The 20,150-nt window shown below is 59.5% G+C and carries 19 protein-coding genes; 7 read left to right on the top strand and 12 right to left on the bottom strand.

All coding sequences use genetic code 11. The annotated features are described in order from the left end of the window. Positions 1-5: 5 nt before the first annotated feature. Genes Q1A20_RS16330 through Q1A20_RS16310 form a run of 5 tightly spaced genes read right to left on the bottom strand, consistent with a single transcriptional unit; the run spans position 6 to position 5,397 of the window. A complete protein-coding gene (locus Q1A20_RS16330; RefSeq protein ID WP_299405251.1) occupies positions 6-1,556 on the bottom strand; it encodes a trimethylamine methyltransferase family protein in 1,551 nt (516 codons plus the stop codon). After that, positions 1,553-2,311 (bottom strand): NAD(P)-binding domain-containing protein, encoded by a 759-nt coding sequence (locus tag Q1A20_RS16325; RefSeq protein ID WP_299405253.1) that lies wholly within the window; start codon positions 2,309-2,311, stop codon positions 1,553-1,555. The genes Q1A20_RS16330 and Q1A20_RS16325 overlap by 4 nt, the downstream gene beginning before the upstream one ends. After that, positions 2,308-3,798: an aldehyde dehydrogenase gene (locus Q1A20_RS16320; protein WP_299405256.1), complete on the bottom strand. Its 1,491-nt coding sequence runs from the start codon at positions 3,796-3,798 to the stop codon at positions 2,308-2,310. The genes Q1A20_RS16325 and Q1A20_RS16320 overlap by 4 nt, the downstream gene beginning before the upstream one ends. After that, positions 3,798-4,703 (bottom strand): dihydrodipicolinate synthase family protein, encoded by a 906-nt coding sequence (locus Q1A20_RS16315; RefSeq protein WP_299405259.1) that lies wholly within the window; start codon positions 4,701-4,703, stop codon positions 3,798-3,800. Before Q1A20_RS16315 ends, Q1A20_RS16320 begins: the two co-directional genes overlap by 1 nt. Next, entirely contained in the window at positions 4,693-5,397 is a 705-nt protein-coding gene (locus tag Q1A20_RS16310) for a GntR family transcriptional regulator (RefSeq protein ID WP_299405261.1), read from the bottom strand. Before Q1A20_RS16310 ends, Q1A20_RS16315 begins: the two co-directional genes overlap by 11 nt. 172 nt (positions 5,398-5,569) lie before the next feature. Here Q1A20_RS16310 and Q1A20_RS16305 point away from each other — a divergent pair, with 172 nt between their 5' ends. After that, positions 5,570-6,571 (top strand): D-cysteine desulfhydrase family protein, encoded by a 1,002-nt coding sequence (locus tag Q1A20_RS16305; RefSeq protein ID WP_299405264.1) that lies wholly within the window; start codon positions 5,570-5,572, stop codon positions 6,569-6,571. Positions 6,572-6,588: 17 nt separating this feature from the next. On the opposite strand, the gene Q1A20_RS16300 is transcribed toward Q1A20_RS16305, so the two are convergent. Both Q1A20_RS16300 and Q1A20_RS16295 read right to left on the bottom strand, forming a co-directional pair. After that, positions 6,589-7,218, bottom strand: a complete 630-nt coding sequence (locus tag Q1A20_RS16300; protein WP_299405266.1) for an NAD(P)-dependent oxidoreductase — start codon at positions 7,216-7,218, stop codon at positions 6,589-6,591. 495 nt (positions 7,219-7,713) lie between these two features. Beyond that, positions 7,714-8,007, bottom strand: a complete 294-nt coding sequence (locus Q1A20_RS16295; protein WP_298970963.1) for a DUF2312 domain-containing protein — start codon at positions 8,005-8,007, stop codon at positions 7,714-7,716. A 243-nt stretch (positions 8,008-8,250) separates the two neighbouring features. Here Q1A20_RS16295 and Q1A20_RS16290 point away from each other — a divergent pair, with 243 nt between their 5' ends. The 3 genes from Q1A20_RS16290 to Q1A20_RS16280 all read left to right on the top strand — a co-directional run bounded on the left by Q1A20_RS16290 (position 8,251) and on the right by Q1A20_RS16280 (position 10,043). Beyond that, positions 8,251-8,493 carry a hypothetical protein gene (locus Q1A20_RS16290; RefSeq protein WP_298970961.1) on the top strand — a complete coding sequence of 81 codons (243 nt, stop codon included), beginning with the start codon at positions 8,251-8,253 and terminating at the stop codon, positions 8,491-8,493. A gap of 63 nt (positions 8,494-8,556) precedes the next feature. Beyond that, entirely contained in the window at positions 8,557-9,420 is an 864-nt protein-coding gene (locus tag Q1A20_RS16285; protein ID WP_298970960.1) for an MBL fold metallo-hydrolase, read from the top strand. 191 nt (positions 9,421-9,611) lie between these two features. Continuing rightward, positions 9,612-10,043: a TIGR01244 family sulfur transferase gene (locus tag Q1A20_RS16280; protein WP_299405270.1), complete on the top strand. Its 432-nt coding sequence runs from the start codon at positions 9,612-9,614 to the stop codon at positions 10,041-10,043. 110 nt (positions 10,044-10,153) lie between these two features. Here the strand turns inward: Q1A20_RS16280 and Q1A20_RS16275 are convergent, their stop codons facing one another. The 5 genes from Q1A20_RS16275 to Q1A20_RS16255 form a co-directional block, all read right to left on the bottom strand. Beyond that, positions 10,154-11,344 (bottom strand): flagellar motor switch protein FliM, encoded by a 1,191-nt coding sequence (locus Q1A20_RS16275; RefSeq protein ID WP_299405272.1) that lies wholly within the window; start codon positions 11,342-11,344, stop codon positions 10,154-10,156. Positions 11,345-11,467: 123 nt separating this feature from the next. Continuing rightward, positions 11,468-14,161, bottom strand: a complete 2,694-nt coding sequence (locus tag Q1A20_RS16270; RefSeq protein ID WP_299736565.1) for an ATP-binding protein — start codon at positions 14,159-14,161, stop codon at positions 11,468-11,470. Next, the gene (locus tag Q1A20_RS16265) at positions 14,161-14,439 is read right to left on the bottom strand and encodes a hypothetical protein (protein WP_299917663.1); all 279 of its coding nucleotides are present in this window, start codon (positions 14,437-14,439) and stop codon (positions 14,161-14,163) included. Before Q1A20_RS16265 ends, Q1A20_RS16270 begins: the two co-directional genes overlap by 1 nt. A 3-nt stretch (positions 14,440-14,442) precedes the next feature. After that, entirely contained in the window at positions 14,443-14,826 is a 384-nt protein-coding gene (locus tag Q1A20_RS16260) for a response regulator (RefSeq protein WP_298970951.1), read from the bottom strand. A 131-nt stretch (positions 14,827-14,957) separates the two neighbouring features. Further along, positions 14,958-16,247 (bottom strand): short-chain fatty acyl-CoA regulator family protein, encoded by a 1,290-nt coding sequence (locus tag Q1A20_RS16255; protein ID WP_299917660.1) that lies wholly within the window; start codon positions 16,245-16,247, stop codon positions 14,958-14,960. Between the two features lie 237 nt (positions 16,248-16,484). On the opposite strand from Q1A20_RS16255, the gene Q1A20_RS16250 reads away from it, so the two are divergent. From Q1A20_RS16250 to Q1A20_RS16240, 3 genes are all read left to right on the top strand, one after another. Continuing rightward, complete coding sequence (locus Q1A20_RS16250; protein WP_298970947.1) at positions 16,485-17,837, top strand: substrate-binding protein; 1,353 nt, start codon at positions 16,485-16,487, stop codon at positions 17,835-17,837. A gap of 78 nt (positions 17,838-17,915) precedes the next feature. Next, positions 17,916-18,947, top strand: a complete 1,032-nt coding sequence (locus Q1A20_RS16245) for a branched-chain amino acid ABC transporter permease (protein ID WP_299405285.1) — start codon at positions 17,916-17,918, stop codon at positions 18,945-18,947. Next, positions 18,947-20,146 carry a branched-chain amino acid ABC transporter permease gene (locus tag Q1A20_RS16240; RefSeq protein ID WP_298971593.1) on the top strand — a complete coding sequence of 400 codons (1,200 nt, stop codon included), beginning with the start codon at positions 18,947-18,949 and terminating at the stop codon, positions 20,144-20,146. Before Q1A20_RS16245 ends, Q1A20_RS16240 begins: the two co-directional genes overlap by 1 nt. The last annotated feature ends 4 nt before the right edge of the window (positions 20,147-20,150 follow it).

The following is a 20,150-nucleotide window of genomic DNA, read 5'->3' as shown; positions in this document are numbered from 1 at the left end:
GCGCCTCAATACGTCTGGTTCAGCGCATCGGCGGCCGGGATCTCGCGTTCCCGCCGCGCAATGTAGTCGCGCAGCGCCTCGTCCGTGGCCACATCCAGTTTGGGCTCCTCGTAGCTTTGTAACAGCGCACGGGCGCGCATCAGGGCGCGTTCGGTGATTTCAACGCTGCCCTCGGCCTGCCATTGCTCGATCGAATTGTTGTCAAACATCTCTGGCATGAAAAAGGCGCGCTGGAAGTTTTCCAGCGTATGCGGATGCCCCAGATAGTGACCGCCCGGACCGACATCGCCCACCGCCTTCAGCGCCGCATCGAAATCATCCCAGTTGATCCCCTGCGCCATGCGGTAGCCCATCGCGCACATCTCCGCGTCGACCACGAATTTGGCCATGGAGCAATGCATCCCCGCCTCGTTCCAGCCCGCCGAATGCCAAATGTAATTCGCACCGGCCATGAGCACTGCATTCAGCGTCATCGCGCTCTCGTACCCTGCCTGTGCGTCAAAGGTTTTAGCGCCGCCCAGAGTGTTGGATGTCCGCCAAGGCACGCCATAAAACCGCGCCATCTGGCCGATCATGAAATTCATCAGGCTGATTTCGGGCGTGCCCGCCATCGGCGCCCCGGATTTCATGCTGACCGTGCTGAGGTAGTGCCCGTAGATCGCTGGCGCGCCCTTGCGGATCACCTGCGTGTAGGCCAGCGCGCTGAGCGCCTCGGCATTGAGCTGCGCGACGGTGGGGGCGACTGAGGCGGGCGTGTTCGCCCCGCCCAGCACGAAAGGCGAGCAGAGCACCGGTTGATTGCGCCTGCAAAAGGCCCGCAGGGCGCCCAGCATGGTTTCATCCCAGACCAGCGGCGAATTGCCGTTGCAATTGCCCGTCACCACCGGGTGGCTGTCGATGAAATCCGCGCCAAAAAGGATCGCCGCCATCTCGATCACATCCTCGGCGTTCTTCGGGCTCGTGGTCATGCCCATGAAGGTCTTGTCGGAGTGTTTCATTGACGAGTAGGTGATCCGCAGATGGCGCTGGCTGATCGGGTGATCATAGGGTTCCACGATGTGATGCGCCGAGGAATGAATGGCGGGCAGCATATGGCTGAGCTTGTGAAAATTCGCCAGATCATCGAGCGTCGGATTGCGCCGCACATCGTCGAGATCGCGCAGATAAGGTGCCCCCGTCATCGGCACGAAGATCGCGTGATCCTTGCCAAACGGCAGATTATTGGCCGGGTTACGTGCTTGATAGGTGAATGTCTCGGGGATCGTGGCAATCAGCTCGCGCACCAGTCCGCGGTCCAGATGCACGGTTTCCCCGCGCACATCCGCCCCTGCCCGTTTCCAATCGGCGAGCGCGATTTCGTCGCGAAAGACAACGCCAACATTTTCCAGAATATCCATGGAGGCGGCGTCGATGCGTGCCACCTGATCCGCATCCATCGGCTCGGTCAGTGGCAATCGCCGCTTGAGCGCAGGCAGCATGGTGACATCCCGCGTCTGGCGCAGCGCTTTGCGCGCGCCACGGCCTCTGCGGGTGGTGCCAACCGCTTCCACGCTCATGATTTTCCCTCCAGCCGGTCGCCGATGGCCGCCATCGCATTGCGCAATGCCACATGTGCGCCACCGCCGCGCAACGCGCGTGTCATCTGAATGCTGATGGTGCCCTCCGTCGCCAGCCCGTCGCGCTCACGTGCGAGCGCGCCCGCCTCCTTTGTCATCGCGGTCAGATATCCCGCGATCAGCTGCGCCGCGTAAAAGTCCGCCTGTGCGGCATCGCCCGTCTGATCGGTCAGCCATTCCGCGCCCGTGGCCATGAGATCCAGAATGCCGGGCAGCATCGCGCAAACCGCAAAATGCATGTTCAATGCGCGCTCATCCGCCACGGCGAACACAGGGTTCTCAGGCGCAAAAAGTGTGCGCAGCAGGTGATCATCAGGCCAGACCGGCAAGGGGCACCCACCTTGCTCCAGGTACCCCAGTGGGATCGTCACCGAAATGTCATCAGCGGGCGCGCAAAGGGATTTCAGGCGATCATAAGAAACACCCGCCATGACAGATACGATCCGCTGACCGGCGCGAAAGATCAGCGACGCCAGCACCTCCTCGGCGATCTGAGGGCGCACCGACAGGAACACCACGTCACTTGCATCAATCACCGCCTGATTGGCAGCGACGGTCACACCGTGCGACCGTGCCAAGGCCGCAGCCACCCCGGCATTGCGCTCCGACACCGTGACCTGATGGCCTTTGCCAACCAGAAAACGCACCATGGGTGCCGCGATATGACCTGTGCCGATAAATCCGATGCGGCTCATCCGATGTTGTCTCCCTCAGCAGGATCGGTGAGATCAATCCAGATGGTTTTCAGCTCGGTGTATTGGTCATGGGCGTGCAGCCCATTGTCCCGCCCCCCGAAACCGGAGTGTTTGTAGCCCCCGAAGGGCGTCGCGATGTCGCCTTCGCCGTAGCAATTCACCGTCACGGTCCCGGCGCGGATGTCGCGCGCCGCCCGAATGGCTTGGCGCGTATTTGCAGTGAAGACGCAAGCCGCCAGCCCATAGTCCGTATCATTGGCCACGGCGATGGCCTCTTCGGTGGAGGCGACTTCGATCACACTCAGAATGGGCCCGAAAATCTCCTCGCGCGCCTTGGCATCCTCCTTTGCGACCTCATAGATTGTGGGCGCTACGAAGGGCCCATCCGCCGTGCCGCCCGCCAGCGCCTTGCCCGTGAGATAGGCACCAACTTTGGCGCAATGATCTGCATCGATGAGCGCGCCCAGATGGTTGGCCGGATCAAGCGGATCACCGGTTTTCCACTCCCGCAAGCGCGCAAGAATACACTCCATCAAAGGTGCTTTGACGTCCCGATGCACGATCAGGCGCGACGCGGCAGAGCAGTTTTCACCCATGTTCCAAAAAGCGGCGCTGACCACATGCGCTGCCACATGATCAAGGTTTTCGGCATCCGCTAGCACCACGGCCGGGTTCTTGCCACCACATTCAAGCACCACCTTTTTCAGGTTGCTGTCGGCGGCATAGTGCAGAAACCGACGGCCCGTTTCGGTGGACCCGGTAAAGCTCACCATATCCACATCTATGTGACGCCCCAGCGGCTCGCCAACCGATGGCCCATCCCCCGGCAGCACCTGCAGGACACCCCGTGGCACGCCGGCCATATGCGCCAATTCCGCGACGCGCAGCGCCGTCATGGAGGTTTGCTCCGCCGGTTTCACGATCACGGAACACCCCGCCGCCAGCGCCGGGCCGATCTTCCACGCCAGCATCAGCAAGGGGAAGTTCCACGGCAGGATCGCAGCAACAACCCCCACGGGTTCGCGCACGATCATCGACATCGCATCCTCCCCCGCGGGCGTCGTCTGGTCATAGATCTTATCCGCCGTTTCCGCATGCCATTTGATGCAGTGGATGGTCTCGGGGATGTCGATCTCCTCGCAATCGCGGATGGGTTTGCCGGACTCCAGGCTTTCCAGAACAGCCAATTCGCGTTTGCGCCGCGTGATGTATTTGCACAGCTTGATCAGCACATCCTTGCGGGCTGCGGGGTGCATCCGCGCCCAATGCCCCTGTTCAAATGCCTCGCGCGCCTTACTGACCGCCAGATCCACATCCGGAGATGCAGCCGTGGAAATCTTTGCAATCTCCGCGCCGGTTGCCGGGTTCAACGTGGCCATCATCGGCCCCGCGCCCTTGCGAAACTTTCCGTCGATGAAAGGCGCGCTCGGAAAATCCAGATCACCGGCAATCGCCGCGTATTCTGCATAGGTCAGCAGGTCTGTCATCACAGAGCTCCCGGTATGGCGGCGATGGTGGTGTTCATCGTGCGAATGACCTCCTCCAACGCGCGCTTGTCGTCTTTATTCAAGGGCTGCAGGGGTTTGCGCGGGGGTCCTGCATCAATGCCACGCAGGGTCACGCCGTGTTTGATGCACTGAATGAACTTGCCGCCCTGCTCCAGCACCCGCATCAAGGGCAGCATCGCGGACATGATGGCGCGCCCGCGCGTGAAATCACCATCAATGGCACAGGCCCGGTAGAGCGCGATATGCGCTTCGGGCGCAAAATTTGACCCCGCACAGACCCAGGAGCGCGCGCCCCAGGCAAAAAACTCCAGCGCCTGATCGTCCATGCCGCAGCTCAGCGCAATATGCGGATAGTCCCGCGCCAGCATGTGCAGGCGGTTCGGGTCGCCCGAGCTTTCCTTTATCGCACAGAAATTCGGGCTGCGGCCCAGACGGCCGAGACATTCCTCGTCCATATTCACGCTCATCCGCCCCGGGTAATTGTAAAGCATCACCGGCAGGTTGGCGGCGCGGTCCACCGCCAGCGCATGCAGGGCAATTTCGCGCCCCGTCGGGTAGGCATAGGGTGGCGTCGCAATCAGCAGCGCATCCGCGCCCACCTCTTTTGCCGCCTGCGCGAACACAATGCTGTCTTCGGTGCGAATGGCCCCGGTGCCCACAATCATCGGCACGCGGTCACCGATAAGGGACCTGCACCGCCGCATCATATCGATGCGTTCCTCCATCGATTGCGCATAATATTCGCCCGTGGTGCCCGCCACAATGATGCCGTGCACGCCTGCCGCAACCAGATGATCCACGGTTTCAGCCAGCGCCGCCTCATTCAACGTGAAATCGGTGTGATAGGGCGTGATCAGAGGCGTGTAGATCCCTTCAAATTGCATTTCGGCGATCCTTGAGCGACACAACGTCGACGGGCAGAGGATCGGGGCGCACATAGCGCTCCATCCGGTCGCGCGACAAATCCCAATGCTGCAGCGACAGATCGATTGCCAGCGCACTCTCATGCGCTTCGATGGCCGTGATCAGCGCGTCATGCTGGTCGCTGGCCTTTACAATCCGCCCCTTTTCATCCGCATTCGATGGACGGTAGAACCGCTGGCTCAGACGCGTGTGATCGATGAGCAGACGGTCCAGCGATGCCACCAGATAGGGATTATGCGCCATCTCGCCGACCACCGCGTGAAAGCGATGATTGGCAAGGGCCGCCGCTTGTGCATCCTGTGCACCCGTGGCTTTGACAAAGGCTAACTGCGCATCCTTCAGCGCATCAAGCTGCGGTGCCGTGCGCGCCTCCGCCGCCAGGCTGGCGATATTGGCATAGACCATCGGGGCGGTCTGGAAAAAGGTGCGCATGGTGCCGATGTCCATCGAGGCCACCTTGGCGCCGCGGTTTTCAGCCGTGGTGATATAGCCCGCCCCCGCCAGCCGGTGCAGCACCTCACGCATTGGTGTGCGCGATATCTCATAATATTCGGCCAGCGAGGTTTCATCCAGATCGCTGCCAGGCGCCAAATCCGTGGAAAGGATCCGCAACTTCAGATCATCGAGACATTGATCCTTGGTAATTCTGCCCACCTGCGATCCTTTGCTTACATAATGTATACTTTTTGTATACAAATCTGAGTCGGTCAAGCGTAAATCGAATTGCCCCCAAAGCTCCGGCTCTTGGTCGCGGTCCAGCTTTTGTGCAACACTGTTTTGGGACGCATTGATCCACTGCCGGATCGGAACGGGAGGACCAAAGATCATGGAATTTGCGCGCGCCGAGTTGGTAAGTGCGGTCACGCCCATCGAACCACTGCCGAACCTCTCGGCGCTGCTGGGCATCGATTTGCACATCAAGCGGGACGATCTGGCGGGCACCACCATGGGCGGCAACAAATCGCGACAGCTGGAATACTATCTGGGGGCGGCCCAAGCAGCCCACGCAGATACGGTTCTGATCACCGGTGCCGTGCAGTCGAATTTCGTGCGCACCGCAGCCGCCTCCGCCGCAAAACTGGGCATGAAAACGATTGTCCAGCTTGAAGCCCGGGTGCCGGATGTCGATGCGCTCTATGGATCGAATGGCAATGTGCTCCTCTCCCGCCTGCTCGGGGCGGAGGTCATGTATTACCCGTCCGGCGAGGATGAAGCTGGCGCAGATGCCGCGCTGCGAGAGCGCGCGGCACAGGAACGGCAAGCGGGCCGCACGCCCTATGTGATCCCCCTGGCCCTCGGAAATCCGCCCCTCGGGGCGCTGGGGTACATGCGCGCCGCCGAAGAGATCCTGCAGCAGGACAGCGCATTTGACGTGGTTGTCATCGCCTCCGGCAGCGGCCTGACACATGCGGGCATGTTGGCAGGGTTGCGGGCGGTGGGTCACAGCGCCCGCGTGATCGGCAGTTGCGTCAGGCGCGACGCTCAACAGCAACGTAAGCGCATCCGCACCGTTCTTGACGCATTGGCAGAATTGACTGCGCATGCGTCACAGGTGGGCGATGACGACATCATGATATGGGATGAGGCGCTGACGCCGGGCTACGGCCAGTTGGGTCCGCCCGCCGCGGAAGCCATGGCGATGATGGCCCGCACCGAAGGCCTCGTGTTGGACCCGGTCTATACAGCCAAGGTCTTTGCCGCCGTGCCGGCCCTTGTTGAAAGCGGTGAAATTACCAAAGGCAGCCGCGTGCTGTTCGTGCATACCGGCGGATTGGCATCGCTGTTTGCCTACCAATCCGCCCTGGAGAACGCATTCCCACACGGCTGAAACCGGCCTGACCCGGCTTAATTGGACAGGCTGACGGCGCGACGAAGATATGCCAGATCACCCAGTTGTCGGGTCAAAAACCCTGCCACATCGGCGCGGGTGATTTTTAACGTCAGATCGCGCTCCTGAGCTCCAAACCCTTCCTTGTATGCCCCCGTGGCAGGACCATCCGTAAACGCACCCGGGCGCACCAGCGTCCAGTCCAGACCGCTGGCCTGTACGAGCTTTTCTTGCAGCTCATGGTCTTTGAAAACCGGCTTGAGCAGCGCCCCGAACATGATGCGCTTCCAGAAGAAATTCAGATTGCTCCAGCTTTCATGCGCCCCCAACGTCGATTGGCAGATCAGCCGGGAAATGCCGTGTTCCTGCATGCCCCGGATCACATTCATCGTCCCCTGCGAGCGGATCAGGCTGCGCCGAGACATTCCAGCTCCCAAAGTGACAACCACAGCATCATGACCGGCGATGGCGTCACAAACGTCTTTGGGATGTGTCGCATCGCCCGCGACAAGAAGCAGCTGCGGTGCTTTCAGTTTCAACCGCTCAGGGGTGCGCGCAAAAGCGGTGACGCTGTGCCCTTCGGCGAGCAGGTTTTGCACGGTCAGGCGACCGACTGTTCCGGTCGCCCCAAATACGATGACTTTCATAGTGGAACTCCATAGCTCATCAAACTTTACCTCGTGTAAAGTTTACATGGCGTCAATATTATTTACTTTACACTATGTCAATAGTCTTTGCAGGGTCTTTTCGCCTGCGCTCAGAACCTGCAATCTTCGCTATTTTCTTGGGGCAAACAGCGCCGTTTGATCGGGCGGTTCTCATTCAAACCCAGATACCGCTTCTAAGGCGGGGCAACCGGGAAAGCAGGAACCAAAGATATTAAAATCGCGGCACGAATACCCGCGCGCGATTTCAAAAGTCATTTATGGGGTGACGATGGTGCAGCCAGGGAGCGGCACGCGAAACACTGCCCCTGGTGATAGAAAATGACGCTTTCGGCCTCAATTTCGCGCGAGTAGCCTTAAGCGCAGCACTCATACCTCAACCAAAAGGCCACTCAATTTTGGAAACGGCGTTTTGCCTTTTGGGTGAATGCGCTACACCAACATTGGCGGAAACTTCACGTCACGCGAGGCCCAAGCTCACATGCCGAGCGCTTCTTTATACATCTCCAGAACCGCCTCTTCTTCGGCGATGTCATCCGCATCCCGTTTGCGCAGCGCAATCACCTTGCGCATTACCTTGGTGTCATAGCCCCGCGCTTTGGCCTCCGCCATGACCTCTTTTTGCTGTTCCGCAAGATCCTTTTTCTCCGCATCCAGCCGTTCGATACGCTCCACAAACTGGCGCAACTCATTGGCTGTGACGCGATAGGTCGCGTCGCCGGGTGCTTCAGCGGTTTCAACAACAGAAGGATCGGTCGCGGTATCGGTCATCGGGAATTCCTCAAGCATCAGGTCAATCAGATCGCCCTTGCCTAGCGATCTGAATCAATACCTGCAAGCGGCTTTAGCAAGCGATTTCGCCAATGACAGTCACGATACGTCGATTGCCCCTCATGGCCAGCTTTTTGGCGTGAAATCACCGATCGCGATACGCGGGTTCGTTAACCGAGATCACACCCCACCCGACCGTCCAACACGCTTGCGCTTGAAGTGTGGATTGGATAGCTCAACCTCATGGAACAAACCGATACATCCGCCGCCTTTGACCTTCTGATATGGGGCGGCGCCTCTCTCTCGCTCATCGGTCTGGTTGGTCTGATCTGGTGCATTATCTATGTGGCCCGCGCCCGACGCGCCAAGCTGTCTGATGAAGACATGCGCGCGAAACTGCAAAAGGCGCTGCCCATGAATCTGGGCGCGCTGTTTCTATCCGTCATTGGGTTGATGCTGGTCATTCTGGGGATCTTTCTGGCGTAACGCGCCACTTGCATGGCGCGCGCGCACCACCATATAATTATCGAAGATCAGGGAGTTTCGCACATGTCGCCAGATGTAAAAGCCTTCTTCGACACCACCACAAATACCGTCAGCTATGTCGTTAAGGACCCGCAGGGCACCGCCTGCGCGATCATCGATTCAGTGCTGGATTTCGATCACGCGTCCGGGCGGACCGATACGGCCTCCGCTGACGCGATCATCGACCATGTGCAATCCCATGGCCTGCAACTCCAGTGGGTTCTGGAATCGCATGTGCATGCAGATCATCTCTCTGCGGCCCCCTATCTTCAGGAAAAACTCGGCGGTCAGATCGGTATTGGCGACCGGATCACGACGGTTCAGGATACCTTTGGCAAGGTCTTCAACGAAGGCACAAAATTTCAGCGGGACGGCAGCCAATTTGATCGCCTGTTCAGCGATGGCGACAGTTTTCACATCGGGCAGATGCGCGCAGATGTGATGCATACGCCCGGACACACCCCTGCCTGCATGACCTATGTCATCGGTGATGCGGCATTTGTCGGCGACACGTTATTCATGCCTGATTTTGGCACCGCGCGGTGTGATTTTCCGGGTGGATCGGCGCATGATCTTTACCAATCCATTCAACGCATTTTGAGCCTTCCAGACGATACGCGCATCTTTGTCGGTCATGATTACAAGGCGCCGGGGCGCGAGGAATTCGCCTGGGAAACCACGGTTGGCGCTCAGAAAGCGCGCAATGTGCACATCGGACAAGATCGCGCCGAGGAACAATTTGTGCAGATGCGCGAAGCACGTGACGCCACACTGGGGATGCCGAAGCTGATCCTGCCGTCGCTGCAAGTGAACATGCGCGCGGGCAACATGCCGGAACCTGACGAACAGGGTGACGTCATGCTGAAGCTACCGGTGAACAAGATCTAGCGTTGGCGAACCTGCGTTTTGGGCGGTGTGGCATTTCCATCTTGAGATGCACGCCTCGTTTGAAGAGCGTCACCTGAGCATCGCTCGTTTTCGGCAGCAGGCACCCGACCCGCAGTTTTCTTGAGCAAATGTGACCGCTTTACTGCATCGCTGGCTGGACAGTCCCGCCGCTGTTTCGTAACAGTTTTCTCATGGACATGCGCCAGATCACACCCCGTTTTTTCGCGGCTCCGCAAATCTCTGCGGAAGACATGCCCGCGATTGCGTCGGCTGGCATAAAACGGGTCCTGTGCAACCGACCTGATATGGAGGTGCCACCCAGCCATCATTGCGCTGTGCTGGCGGAGGCCGCAGAGGCCGCCGGGTTGGAGTTCGTGATCCAGCCTTTGACACATCAGTCGATGACGCCAGATGTAATCGCATCCAACCACGCCTTGATGACAGACTGCGACGGACCGGTCCTCGCCTACTGCGCATCCGGCACGCGCTCGACCATCGCCTGGGCGCTGGCCGCCGCAAATGAAATGCCAGCGGATCAGATCATTCAAGCTGCTAGATCCGGCGGCTATGATCTGGAGAATTTGCGCCCGACCTTTGAAGCAATCCATGCTTCGGCAAGGTAGCATCGCGACAAAGCGTTTTTGCCTCAACCGGTTTCCCTTAGCGCTGTCTTAGGTCAGATATGTCAACCTGCTATGGGATAGATCACATCTCAGGCCAGGGACGAAACGCTCTAGGCGATCTTGAAATCAGGCATATCTTCTAAGGACGACAGCTCGTCCTCATCGCTCAGACCGGGTAGGTCGGACAGATCAGGCAAAGCCGCCATTTCGGTATCCTCGGACAGTCCTGGCAAATCTGACAGATCCGGCAGGTCATCCGCGCCTTCAAGCGCAGGTAGATCTGGCAAGTCCGGCAAACCTTCTGAGTCATGCTCAATCGCGCCGATATCGATATCCGGCAGACCCCCAAAATCATTTCCACCAGGCGCCTCTTTCAAAGGGTCGACCTGAGGCAAGTCCAGCCCTTCGCGATCTTCGGCGCGCCGTGCCGGATGATCAGGCCGCGCCACAGCATTGTCCAATTGAATGGCGCGTTGGCCTTCAATCTGCCCCATTGCGCCACGGCTGACCACCCGCCGGTCACAGGTCATGATCTCAACGGTATCAAATGCATCAGGTTTCAGTGTCAGGACATCGCCCGGCACCAATTGGCTGAGTTTGTCCAAGGGTAATTTCAACCGGCCCAATACGGCGGTGAGGTCGGCCCGAAGGTTCATCACGGATTTTTCGAGCGTTTGGGCAGGTGCAGCGACCCCTGTCTCTTCCGAGGCGATGTGTTCCGGAGCTCTTTCAAAGACAGGCAGGATCAGCGTCAGATTTGATTGAAAGGCACCACCTGCAACATCAATCGTCAACTTCACGATATGGTATTCATTGGCATCAAGCGCCAAACCGAACAACCGGGCATTTTCGACGCGGGCGCCAAACTTGTAGGGGCATAAAATGTCGCGATCCGCATCCTCTTCCAACAGGCCATTTGATCGCTGAAACAGGGCATCCAGCAAAGGGGCGCACAAGGCAGCATCCGTGGAGGTCAGCGGGCGCGCGGCGGGGGCTTCTTTGGCGACTTTGCCCGTCGTCTGTTGCTGGATCATCGCCGCAACCAGTTCCGCGCCAATCACCGCGCCGCCAACATTCCCCCTGGGGCCGTCCAGCACCACAAGCAGCGATGCATCATCCATTTTGTCGCTCAGCGCATCACCCCCGCACCGCTCTTGCGTCGCCCCGATCACAGCCAGAGCCATGTCGAACATCTGATCAGCGATTTTTGCGAGGCTGACTCGCAGGGCTTTGGGCACGGTCATAGCCCGTGCCTGATGTTCCTGCTTTCCTGCCTGCGCCTTGCGCTGCAAAACTGACATCTTCGGCCCTTGTCAAAACAACCTGCGCCTCGCCCACTGCGCGGTCCTGTACAGGGAGGGATAAGGGCCAATGGTTACCATAGCCTTTATGGCGAATGCTTCAGCGCAGAAAATCACAAAAAATCATTGCGCAGCAAGCGCCTGCCGCCCGGGCACTGTGACCCGGAATGCGGTGCCACCCGTGCCATCCAGATAGTTCACATTGCCTCCCAAACGGGTCATGATCTCGCGACAAATGGCCAGCCCGAGACCGGCCCCTGCAGCATCCTCTGCACCGATCCGGCTGAATTTTTCAAACATGACCTCGCGCGACGCCGCTGGAATCCCAGACCCATTGTCAATGAAATCGACGAGGATGCTGTCGCCTGCGCGCTGCACCACAATCTGCAGTTCCGGGGTGTCCGAACCGCAGTATTTCTGGGCGTTGGTGATGAGGTTGATGAAAACCTGGCTCAGCCGGTCCAGATCCGTGTGCAGTGTCACGGTTTCTTCCAGCCGACGGCGCTTGATCGTAATGCCCCGTGCCTCGCTGGCTTCGGCGGTGGCGACCGCCTGATCGAGAACATCCACCAGGCTGCCGCTTTGCTGGTTCAGCGTCACCTGACCATTTTCCAGCACGCTGAGATCCAGCAAATCGTCCAGCAATCGGGTCAGGCGGATCGCTTCGACGTGGATGATATTCGCATATTTCGTCTTTTCCAGCGGACCCAGACCGTCGGTGTCGCGCAAAATCTCGGAGAACGCCCGGATCGACGTCATGGGCGTACGCAATTCATGGCTGATCTGACTGAGAAACGCGTCTTTCTGATCGCTCAACTGCATCAGCTTGGCATTGGCGTGGCGCAGCTTGGCCGCGGTTTGGCTGAGCTCGCGCGATTTGGCCTCCAACTGGCTGGAATATTCCAGCATCTGCGCGGATTCGTCCGCCACCGCCAAGAGATCCTGCACCGACACGGCGCTGCCGCCGACGATCTGACTGATCATCGCATGGGCCGTGGCGCCGCCGACCGAACTCGCCAGTTCCCGTTCCAGTCTTTGCAGAAAATCCGCTGTCGGTTCAGGCAGATAGTCACCGCGCCCCTGCCTTTGCGCCTCGGCCTGGAACAGGCGTTGCGCCTCGCGGGCGCCCAGGATCCGCTGCGCCATGATCATCAGATCCTCGCTTTCGGCCACGGAAGCCTGCCAGCCGCGGGTCTGGCCGGAATGATCGAACACATTGACAAACTGCGCGCCTTGCAGCCGCTCCAGCGGTTGCGGGAAGGTCATCAAAGACACCAGAACGAAACTGACGCCATTGAGCAGCAGGCTCCAGAAGATTGCATGAACCGTCGGATCCAGCCCCGGAATGCCGAAGAGCGCCTGCGGGCGCAGCCATCCCAGCCCAAAAAGCCCGTTTGCGAAGGTATCGACGCTCAGCGCCGCACCCGGCCCGAAACTGGGCAGCAGCATGGTAAAAACCCAGACCGAAAAGCCAACGCCAAGCCCGACGAAGGCCCCTGCCCGCGTCGCGCCGCGCCAGAAGATCCCCCCCAGCATCGCAGGCAGGAATTGCGCCACCCCGGCAAAGGAAATCAGACCGATGGCCGCCAGGGCACCGGACCCGCCGGAGGCACGGTAGTAGATATAGCCAAACCCGATGATCGCCAGCACCGACAGGCGCCGCGACAGGATCACGACATTGCGCACGTCCCCCGATTGCGTGGCACCGCCCTGCCGCAAATAGAGAAAGATCGGCATGACCACATGGTTCGACACCATCGTCGAAAGCGCCAGCGTGGCCACGATGACCATCGAGGTGGCCGAGGAAAACCCACCCAAGAAGCTGAGCATCGCCAGCCCTTCCTGCCCCTGGCTGAGCGGCAGGCTCAGCACGAAGAAATCTGGGTTGGACCCGGCGGGCAGCAAATCGAGCCCGATCACGGCGATGGGCACCACGAAGAGGCTCATCAACATCAGGTAGAGCGGAAAGGCCCAACTGGCGATCTGGAGATAGCGTTCATCGTCGTTTTCCACGATCATGACCTGAAACATGCGCGGCAAACACAGGAAGGCCGCGGCAGACACAAAGGTTAGTGCGGCCCAACGGCTGCCATTCATCTGCCAGGTGCCCAGGGACGACGCATCGATCCGCGCCAACGTTTCGGACACGCCGCCGGCGATCCCCCAAACGACAAAGACCCCCACGGCCAGCAGCGCGATCAATTTGACGACGGCTTCGACAGCAACCGCGATCACCACACCATGCTGACGTTCATTGACGTTGAGATTGCGGGTGCCAAAAAGCACGGTGAAAAGCGCGAGCCCCACGGAAATCCACAGCCCTGCCGCATGCGCATCACCGCTTTCGGCGAGACTGCCATGCTGGGCCGCGATAAAAATCGACAGGGAGGCGGTAACCGACTGCAACTGAAGCGCAATATAGGGTGTCACGCCGATCACAGCCATCACCGTCACAACAATCGCCAGCCCGTTCGACTTGCCATAGCGCGAGGAAATCAGGTCAGCGATGGAGGTGACCTTGTAGCTGCGCCCGATGCGCACCAGACGCCGCAAAATCCACCACCATCCGACAATGACCAGGCTGGGGCCCAGATAGATGGTGACATATTCCAGACCGGACCTGGCGGCATAGCCGACCGCGCCGTAAAACGTCCAGGCAGTGCAGTAGATCGACAGCGAGAGCGTATAGACCAATGGTGAGCGCAAGAGCCACCCGGCCCGGCCCTGAACGCCCGCGCGTTCCGCCGCGAAGGCCACGCAGAACAACAGGAAAACATAAGCCAGGGAAACCGCGACAAGGACATTCAGCGACGCCATCACATCGCCTCGGTTTCATCCGATTGTTCAGGCAGGTCGCGGATCTTGCGGGCCAGCACATAGGCGATGGCGATCAGAAACCACCAGACCCCAAAGACATAAAGCAGCGCCTGCGACAGCGGAACCGCCTGCGCCGTACCCGGCTCGGCGGTGGGCCAGAGCAGCGGGATCATCCAGAGACCCGCCCCCAGAATGGCGATCAGCTTGACCGCATCCATCATCCGGCGCTGGCGGTAGCTGCCACGTTCCAGAAACAGGGGCGTGCCGGGTTTGGCCATCGCTCAGGTCCGCTGACCGTGGACGTAAAGCAGATCCCGCACGGCTGTCAGCACCTCGGTATTGGAAAAAGGTTTTGTCATGAAGCGGCTGACACCGGCCTTCTCCGCCATTTCGCGATCCCGGCTCTGACCCCGCGCTGTCAGCATCAGCACCGGCAGATCAGCCGTCTGGGCGTCACCGCGCAGTTCTTCGAGGATGTCAAAACCGCTTTTGCCGGGCAACATCACGTCCAGCACCACCAAATCCGGCTTGCGGTCCCGGATCACCTCTGCGGCATCCGTCCCGTTGGAATGCGTGTCCACATCCCAGCCTTCCCGGCTGAGCAAAAATCTGATTGCTTCAATGATATTCAGCTCATCCTCCACCAAAAGCACATGCTTGCCCATCGTGGCGTCCTCCCAAATCTCCACCCTGCCAGGCCCGCCGCCTGTCTCCCTCAAAGTGGAAGTCAAACTATTGTCGGTTTTGGGCGCCCTGTCAAAACCTTAGCCCGGTTTGGCACATATTACCCTTCGCCTTACAGACCGGTGCTTAAAATGGAGGGTTCGCGGCGTCCCGGGCACAGCTCCCGCGGACATACACCACAGGTTGAACCGACCTCAATCACCTCCTCCTCGCTGAGGTTCGAATTGGGCAGGACCAGCATGCTGGCCTGCACCAAAGGCGCTTGATTGTAAACCGGGCGTCCCACCACATCGGCCACCGCGTAACACTCGAACCCAGCACGGCCCCGGCCCAATTGTACCAGCGGCGTGCGGATGACCTGCCCCGGCTGACCCAATGCCGCAAAAAGCGGCCAAAGCGCACAGGCAGCACCAAAACGTGGAATGACAAAACCCGCGGTCGGTTTGCGAAACAGCAAGCTACCCGCCCGGTCGCAGACAACCAATCCGGCCTCCAGCTTGGGCAACCCCGCAAGCCTGCGAAACACCAGTGACACCGGGGACGCAAGATGACGCGCAAGCTCCACCGGGTCCGGGCCCACCGCCTCCAAGGCCGCCTCAAACCGGTGTTTCGTGACCAGCTGCGCGTCCTGAACCACACGCTCCAGAATGCCCCGGGCCATGTGACGGGCGGCGTTGGATTTCAGGCTTGGGGCAGCGGCGATCATCGTATCGGGTGTCTCATGACCGGCCTCGACCTCGTCAAAGGCATATTTGTGATCGCTGAGGAAGCTCTCGAGCTCATCCTGCGGGCTGGCGGCGGCATCCTCGACCCGCTCACCCGCATCAAGGTATTCAACCAGCGCCTTCGAGCTGTCGGCCAACCGGCGGCTGTCTTCATTGATGTTGGCGTGAAACCGGTTGCGCCACTCATCCGTCAGGTCTTCTTCATCAGCGAGAATGGCGGCTGTCGATCGGATCGCCGCCGCCGTCGACAACAGCTCGTGCACGGAGGCGGCAAGATGCGGATCATGGGTGAGCCGATCAGAGAGCGTTTCCACCGTGCGCTCTAGGCTCGATATGCGCCGAAACCCGGATGCCAACACTTCTGCCCAGGCCGGGAAACGACCGGTAAACTCATCCGCCCGGGCAATTTCGGACGCAGGCAGGTTGGCGCTGGTGGCCGCTTCGCGCAGCGTGGCGATCAGGGCTGCTTCCGCCCCTTCCGTCAGCATGGAGGGCTCGACATTGAGCAGCCGGGCGATGTCCAGCAGCAATTTACCGCCGATTCTGCGGCGATTATGCTCGATCAGGTTGAGATATGAGGCCGAAATCCCCAGTGATCGTGCCAAATCCGCTTGCCGCAGTCCCGCAACAGACCGGCGCTCCCGAATGCGGCTGCCGGTCAATCCTTCTCGTGCCATGGTGGCCCCTTTTGCAATATCGCGCGTTTTCAACAGGTTTCTGCGCTGCAATATTATGTAATTTACAAAAAACGTAGCATAACTGTGGATTTGTTTACAAAATAAATGAGCATTTCAAGGCACTTGTTGCGACATTTTCTTTAACTAAGCGATAACACCTTTGCACCAAAGTGCCCCGCGCGCCGGTCAAAGAGGAAGTTTGACGGGCGTGTGATTATACCAACTGGGAGGATTTCAATGTCCAATTCGAAACTTACGCGTCGCGGTCTGATCAAGACCGGTGCGGTCGCCGGTGCAGCCGGTCTGACCCTACCGACGTATCTGCGTGCTGACGGGCATGCAGGCTACCTGAATGCCCCGCAAGGCGACACCGTAACGCTTGGCTTCAACGTGCCACAGTCCGGTCCCTATGCGGATGAGGGTGCGGATGAGCTGCGCGCCTATGAACTCGCGGTCGAGCATCTCAACGGCACCGGTGCCGACAACGGCATGCTGGAAACTTTCAGCTCCGATGCTCTGCAAGGCAACGGCATCCTCGGCAAGAAGGTCGTCTATGTCACGGGCGACACGCAGACCAAATCAGACGCCGCGCGCGCATCTGCCAAGTCGATGATTGAAAAAGACGGCGCGATCATGATCACCGGCGGCTCAAGCTCCGGTGTGGCTGTGGCCGTGCAGGCGCTTTGCCAGGAGGCGGGCGTGATCTTCATGGCGGGCCTCACGCACTCCAATGACACGACAGGAAAAGATAAGCGGGCCAATGGCTTCCGCCACTTCTTTAACTCTTACATGTCCGGTGCGGCCCTCGCGCCCGTGCTGCAGAATGCCTATGGGTCCGACCGCAAAGCCTACCACCTGACAGCGGACTACAACTGGGGCTACACCACCGAAGAAGCAGTGCGCTCCTCGACCGAAGCGATGGGCTGGGAAACTGTCAACGCGGTGAAAACGCCGCTGACACAAACCGACTTCTCCTCCTACATCGCGCCGGTTCTGCAATCGGGTGCCGACGTTCTGGTGCTGAACCACTACGGCGGGAACATGGTCAACTCGCTGACCAACGCGGTGCAGTTCGGTCTGCGCGACAAGCTGGTCAACGACAAGAACTTCGAAATCGTGGTACCGCTCTACTCGCGCCTGATGGCGAAGGGTGCGGGTGCCAACGTGAAGGGTATCTTCGGCTCGACGAACTGGCACTGGTCGCTGACCGACGAAGGCTCCAAAGCATTCGTCAAATCCTTCGGCACCAAATACGGCTTCCCACCGAGCCAGGCGGCACACACCTGCTATGTTCAGGCGCTGCTCTACGCAGATGCCTGCGAACGTGCGGGCACCTTCAACCCATGCGGCGTTGTCGAGGCTCTGGAAGGGTTCGAATTCGACGGCATGGGCAACGGCCCGACCCTCTACCGTGCCGACGATCACCAGTGCTTCAAGGACGTGCTGGTCGTGAAAGGGAAAGAGAACCCGACATCCGAGTTCGACCTTCTCGAAATCGTCGAAGTGACCCCTGTCGAGCAAGTCACCTACGCGCCGGATCACCCGCAGGTTGCGGGCGGCAGCTTGGGCACCTGCAACCCAGGGGCCTGATAAGACGCGCAGGGCGGAGCACACCTCCGCCCTGCTCTTCCGGCCACCGGGCCACACTCGTTTCATGAAGGTGGGGACATGGACGCAATCATCCTGCAAATTCTCAATGGCCTGGACAAAGGCTCCGCCTATGCGCTGATTGCGCTTGGGCTGACACTGATTTTCGGCACCCTTGGGGTGGTGAACTTCGCGCATGGCGCGCTCTTCATGATCGGCGCTTTCTGCGCGGTAACGCTGAGCCGCATTCTGACCTTGAGCCACGAGGTAATCGATGAGACAAAAACCGACTTTCTGGGCAATCCACTCAAGGTCGATGTCCCCTATATCTATGATATCTTTGGGCAAACCACCGGTGATGCCATCATCGACTGGGCGGTGCCGATCTCGATCCTCTTTGCCATCCCGGTCATGGTCGCCATTGGCTTCATCATGGAGCGCGGGCTGATCAAGCATTTCTACAAGCGCCCCCATGCGGATCAGATCCTCGTAACCTTCGGCCTTGCGATCGTGCTGCAGGAGATCATCAAGTATTTCTACGGCGCCAACCCGATCCCAACGCCTGCGCCTGACGCCTTCCGCGGCTCCTTCGATTTCGGCGCGATGCTGGGGTTCGATCCCAATACCATCATCTACCCCTACTGGCGTCTGGTGTATTTCGCCTTCTCCGCCCTGATCATCGGCGCGGTCTTTGCCTTCCTGCAATTCACCACCTTCGGCATGGTCGTACGCGCCGGCATGGCAGACCGCGAAACCGTGGGCCTTTTGGGCATCAACATCGACAAACGCTTCACCATCATGTTTGGCATCGCCGCCGCGGTCGCCGGGCTCGCCGGGGTGATGTATGCGCCGATCAATTCGCCCAACTATCATATGGGCATGGACTTTCTGGTGCTCAGCTTCGTGGTGGTTGTCGTCGGCGGCATGGGCTCACTCTCGGGTGCTGTGCTCGCAGGCTTCCTGCTGGGCATCCTGGAGAGTTTCGCCTCCATGGCCATCGTGCTTGAGACCCTGCCCGGCATCAATCAGATCATCATCTATCTGGTCGCAATCATCATCTTGCTGACACGTCCCCGGGGCCTCATGGGCCGCAAAGGCGTGATGGAGGAATAATCATGGGCCTGACAAAAAAAGACTTCACCCTCCTGATCATCGTCGCGTGTCTCGCACTCTTTGCGCCCTTCATCCTGAACCCCTTCCCCGAAGGATCAGCGATGGCGCAGTTCAACGCGGGCTATCCGGACCTGATGCAACGCCTCGTGATCTTCGGCATCTTCGCGATTGGCTTCAACATCCTCTTTGGCCTCACCGGCTATCTCAGCTTCGGCCACGCGGCCTTCCTCGGGGTCGGCTCCTATGCGGCGATCTGGATGATGAAACTGCTGACAATGAATGTGATCCCCGCGATCATCATTTCGGTGCTGGTCGCCGGTCTCTTCTCTCTGCTGGTGGGGTGGATTTCATTGCGCCGCTCGGGCATCTACTTCTCGATCCTGACACTGGCCTTTGCCCAGATGTCCTACGCGCTGGCCTATTCCGTGCTCACGCCGATCACCGGCGGTGAAACCGGCCTGCAGCCGAAATACACCGATCCGCGTATCCTCGACGGCGCCTTGGCGCCCGGGGAAACGCCCCGCGCCAACCTCTTCGGCCTCGATATGAAGAGCAGTTTCCAGGTATCGGCAGGCGATTGGATATTCACCTTCAACGCCGGATATTATGTCGCCGCCGTGATCATGCTGATCGCCTTTTACCTCTCGATCCGTATCTTCCGCTCGCCTTTCGGCATGATGCTGCGGGCCGTGAAGTCAAACCAGCAGCGGCTGAACTACACCGGGCTGAATGCAAAACCCTATACGTTGGCGGCCTTCGTGATCTCCGGCATGTATGCCGGTCTCGCGGGCGGTCTGCTGGTGGCGATGGACACACAGGTGGGCGCCGAACGCATGTTCTGGACCGCCAGCGGTGAGGTCGTCCTGATGACCATCCTTGGCGGCGCTGGCACCCTGATTGGCCCCGTGCTGGGTGCGGGCTTCATCAAATACTTTGAGAACATCATCTCCAAGATCAACAAGTCCATTCTGGAACAGTGGTTTGCCTTCATGCCCGATGGCATCGAAGATCTGCTGATCACATTGGTCTACCCCTTTATCGGCAAGGGCTGGCACCTGACCCTCGGCATCCTCTTCATGCTGGTGGTGATCTTCCTGCCTGGTGGTCTGGTCGAGGGCGGGCAACGTGTCGCCCGGCTCTTCAAACGCAAGAAACCTTCGGACGATACACCCGACGGCAAAACAACCCCAGCCGAATAAGGAG

It is taken from the genome of uncultured Roseobacter sp. (assembly GCF_947501835.1).
Lineage (GTDB): Bacteria > Pseudomonadota > Alphaproteobacteria > Rhodobacterales > Rhodobacteraceae > Roseobacter.
This window is presented reverse-complemented; position numbering and strand designations above follow the sequence as displayed.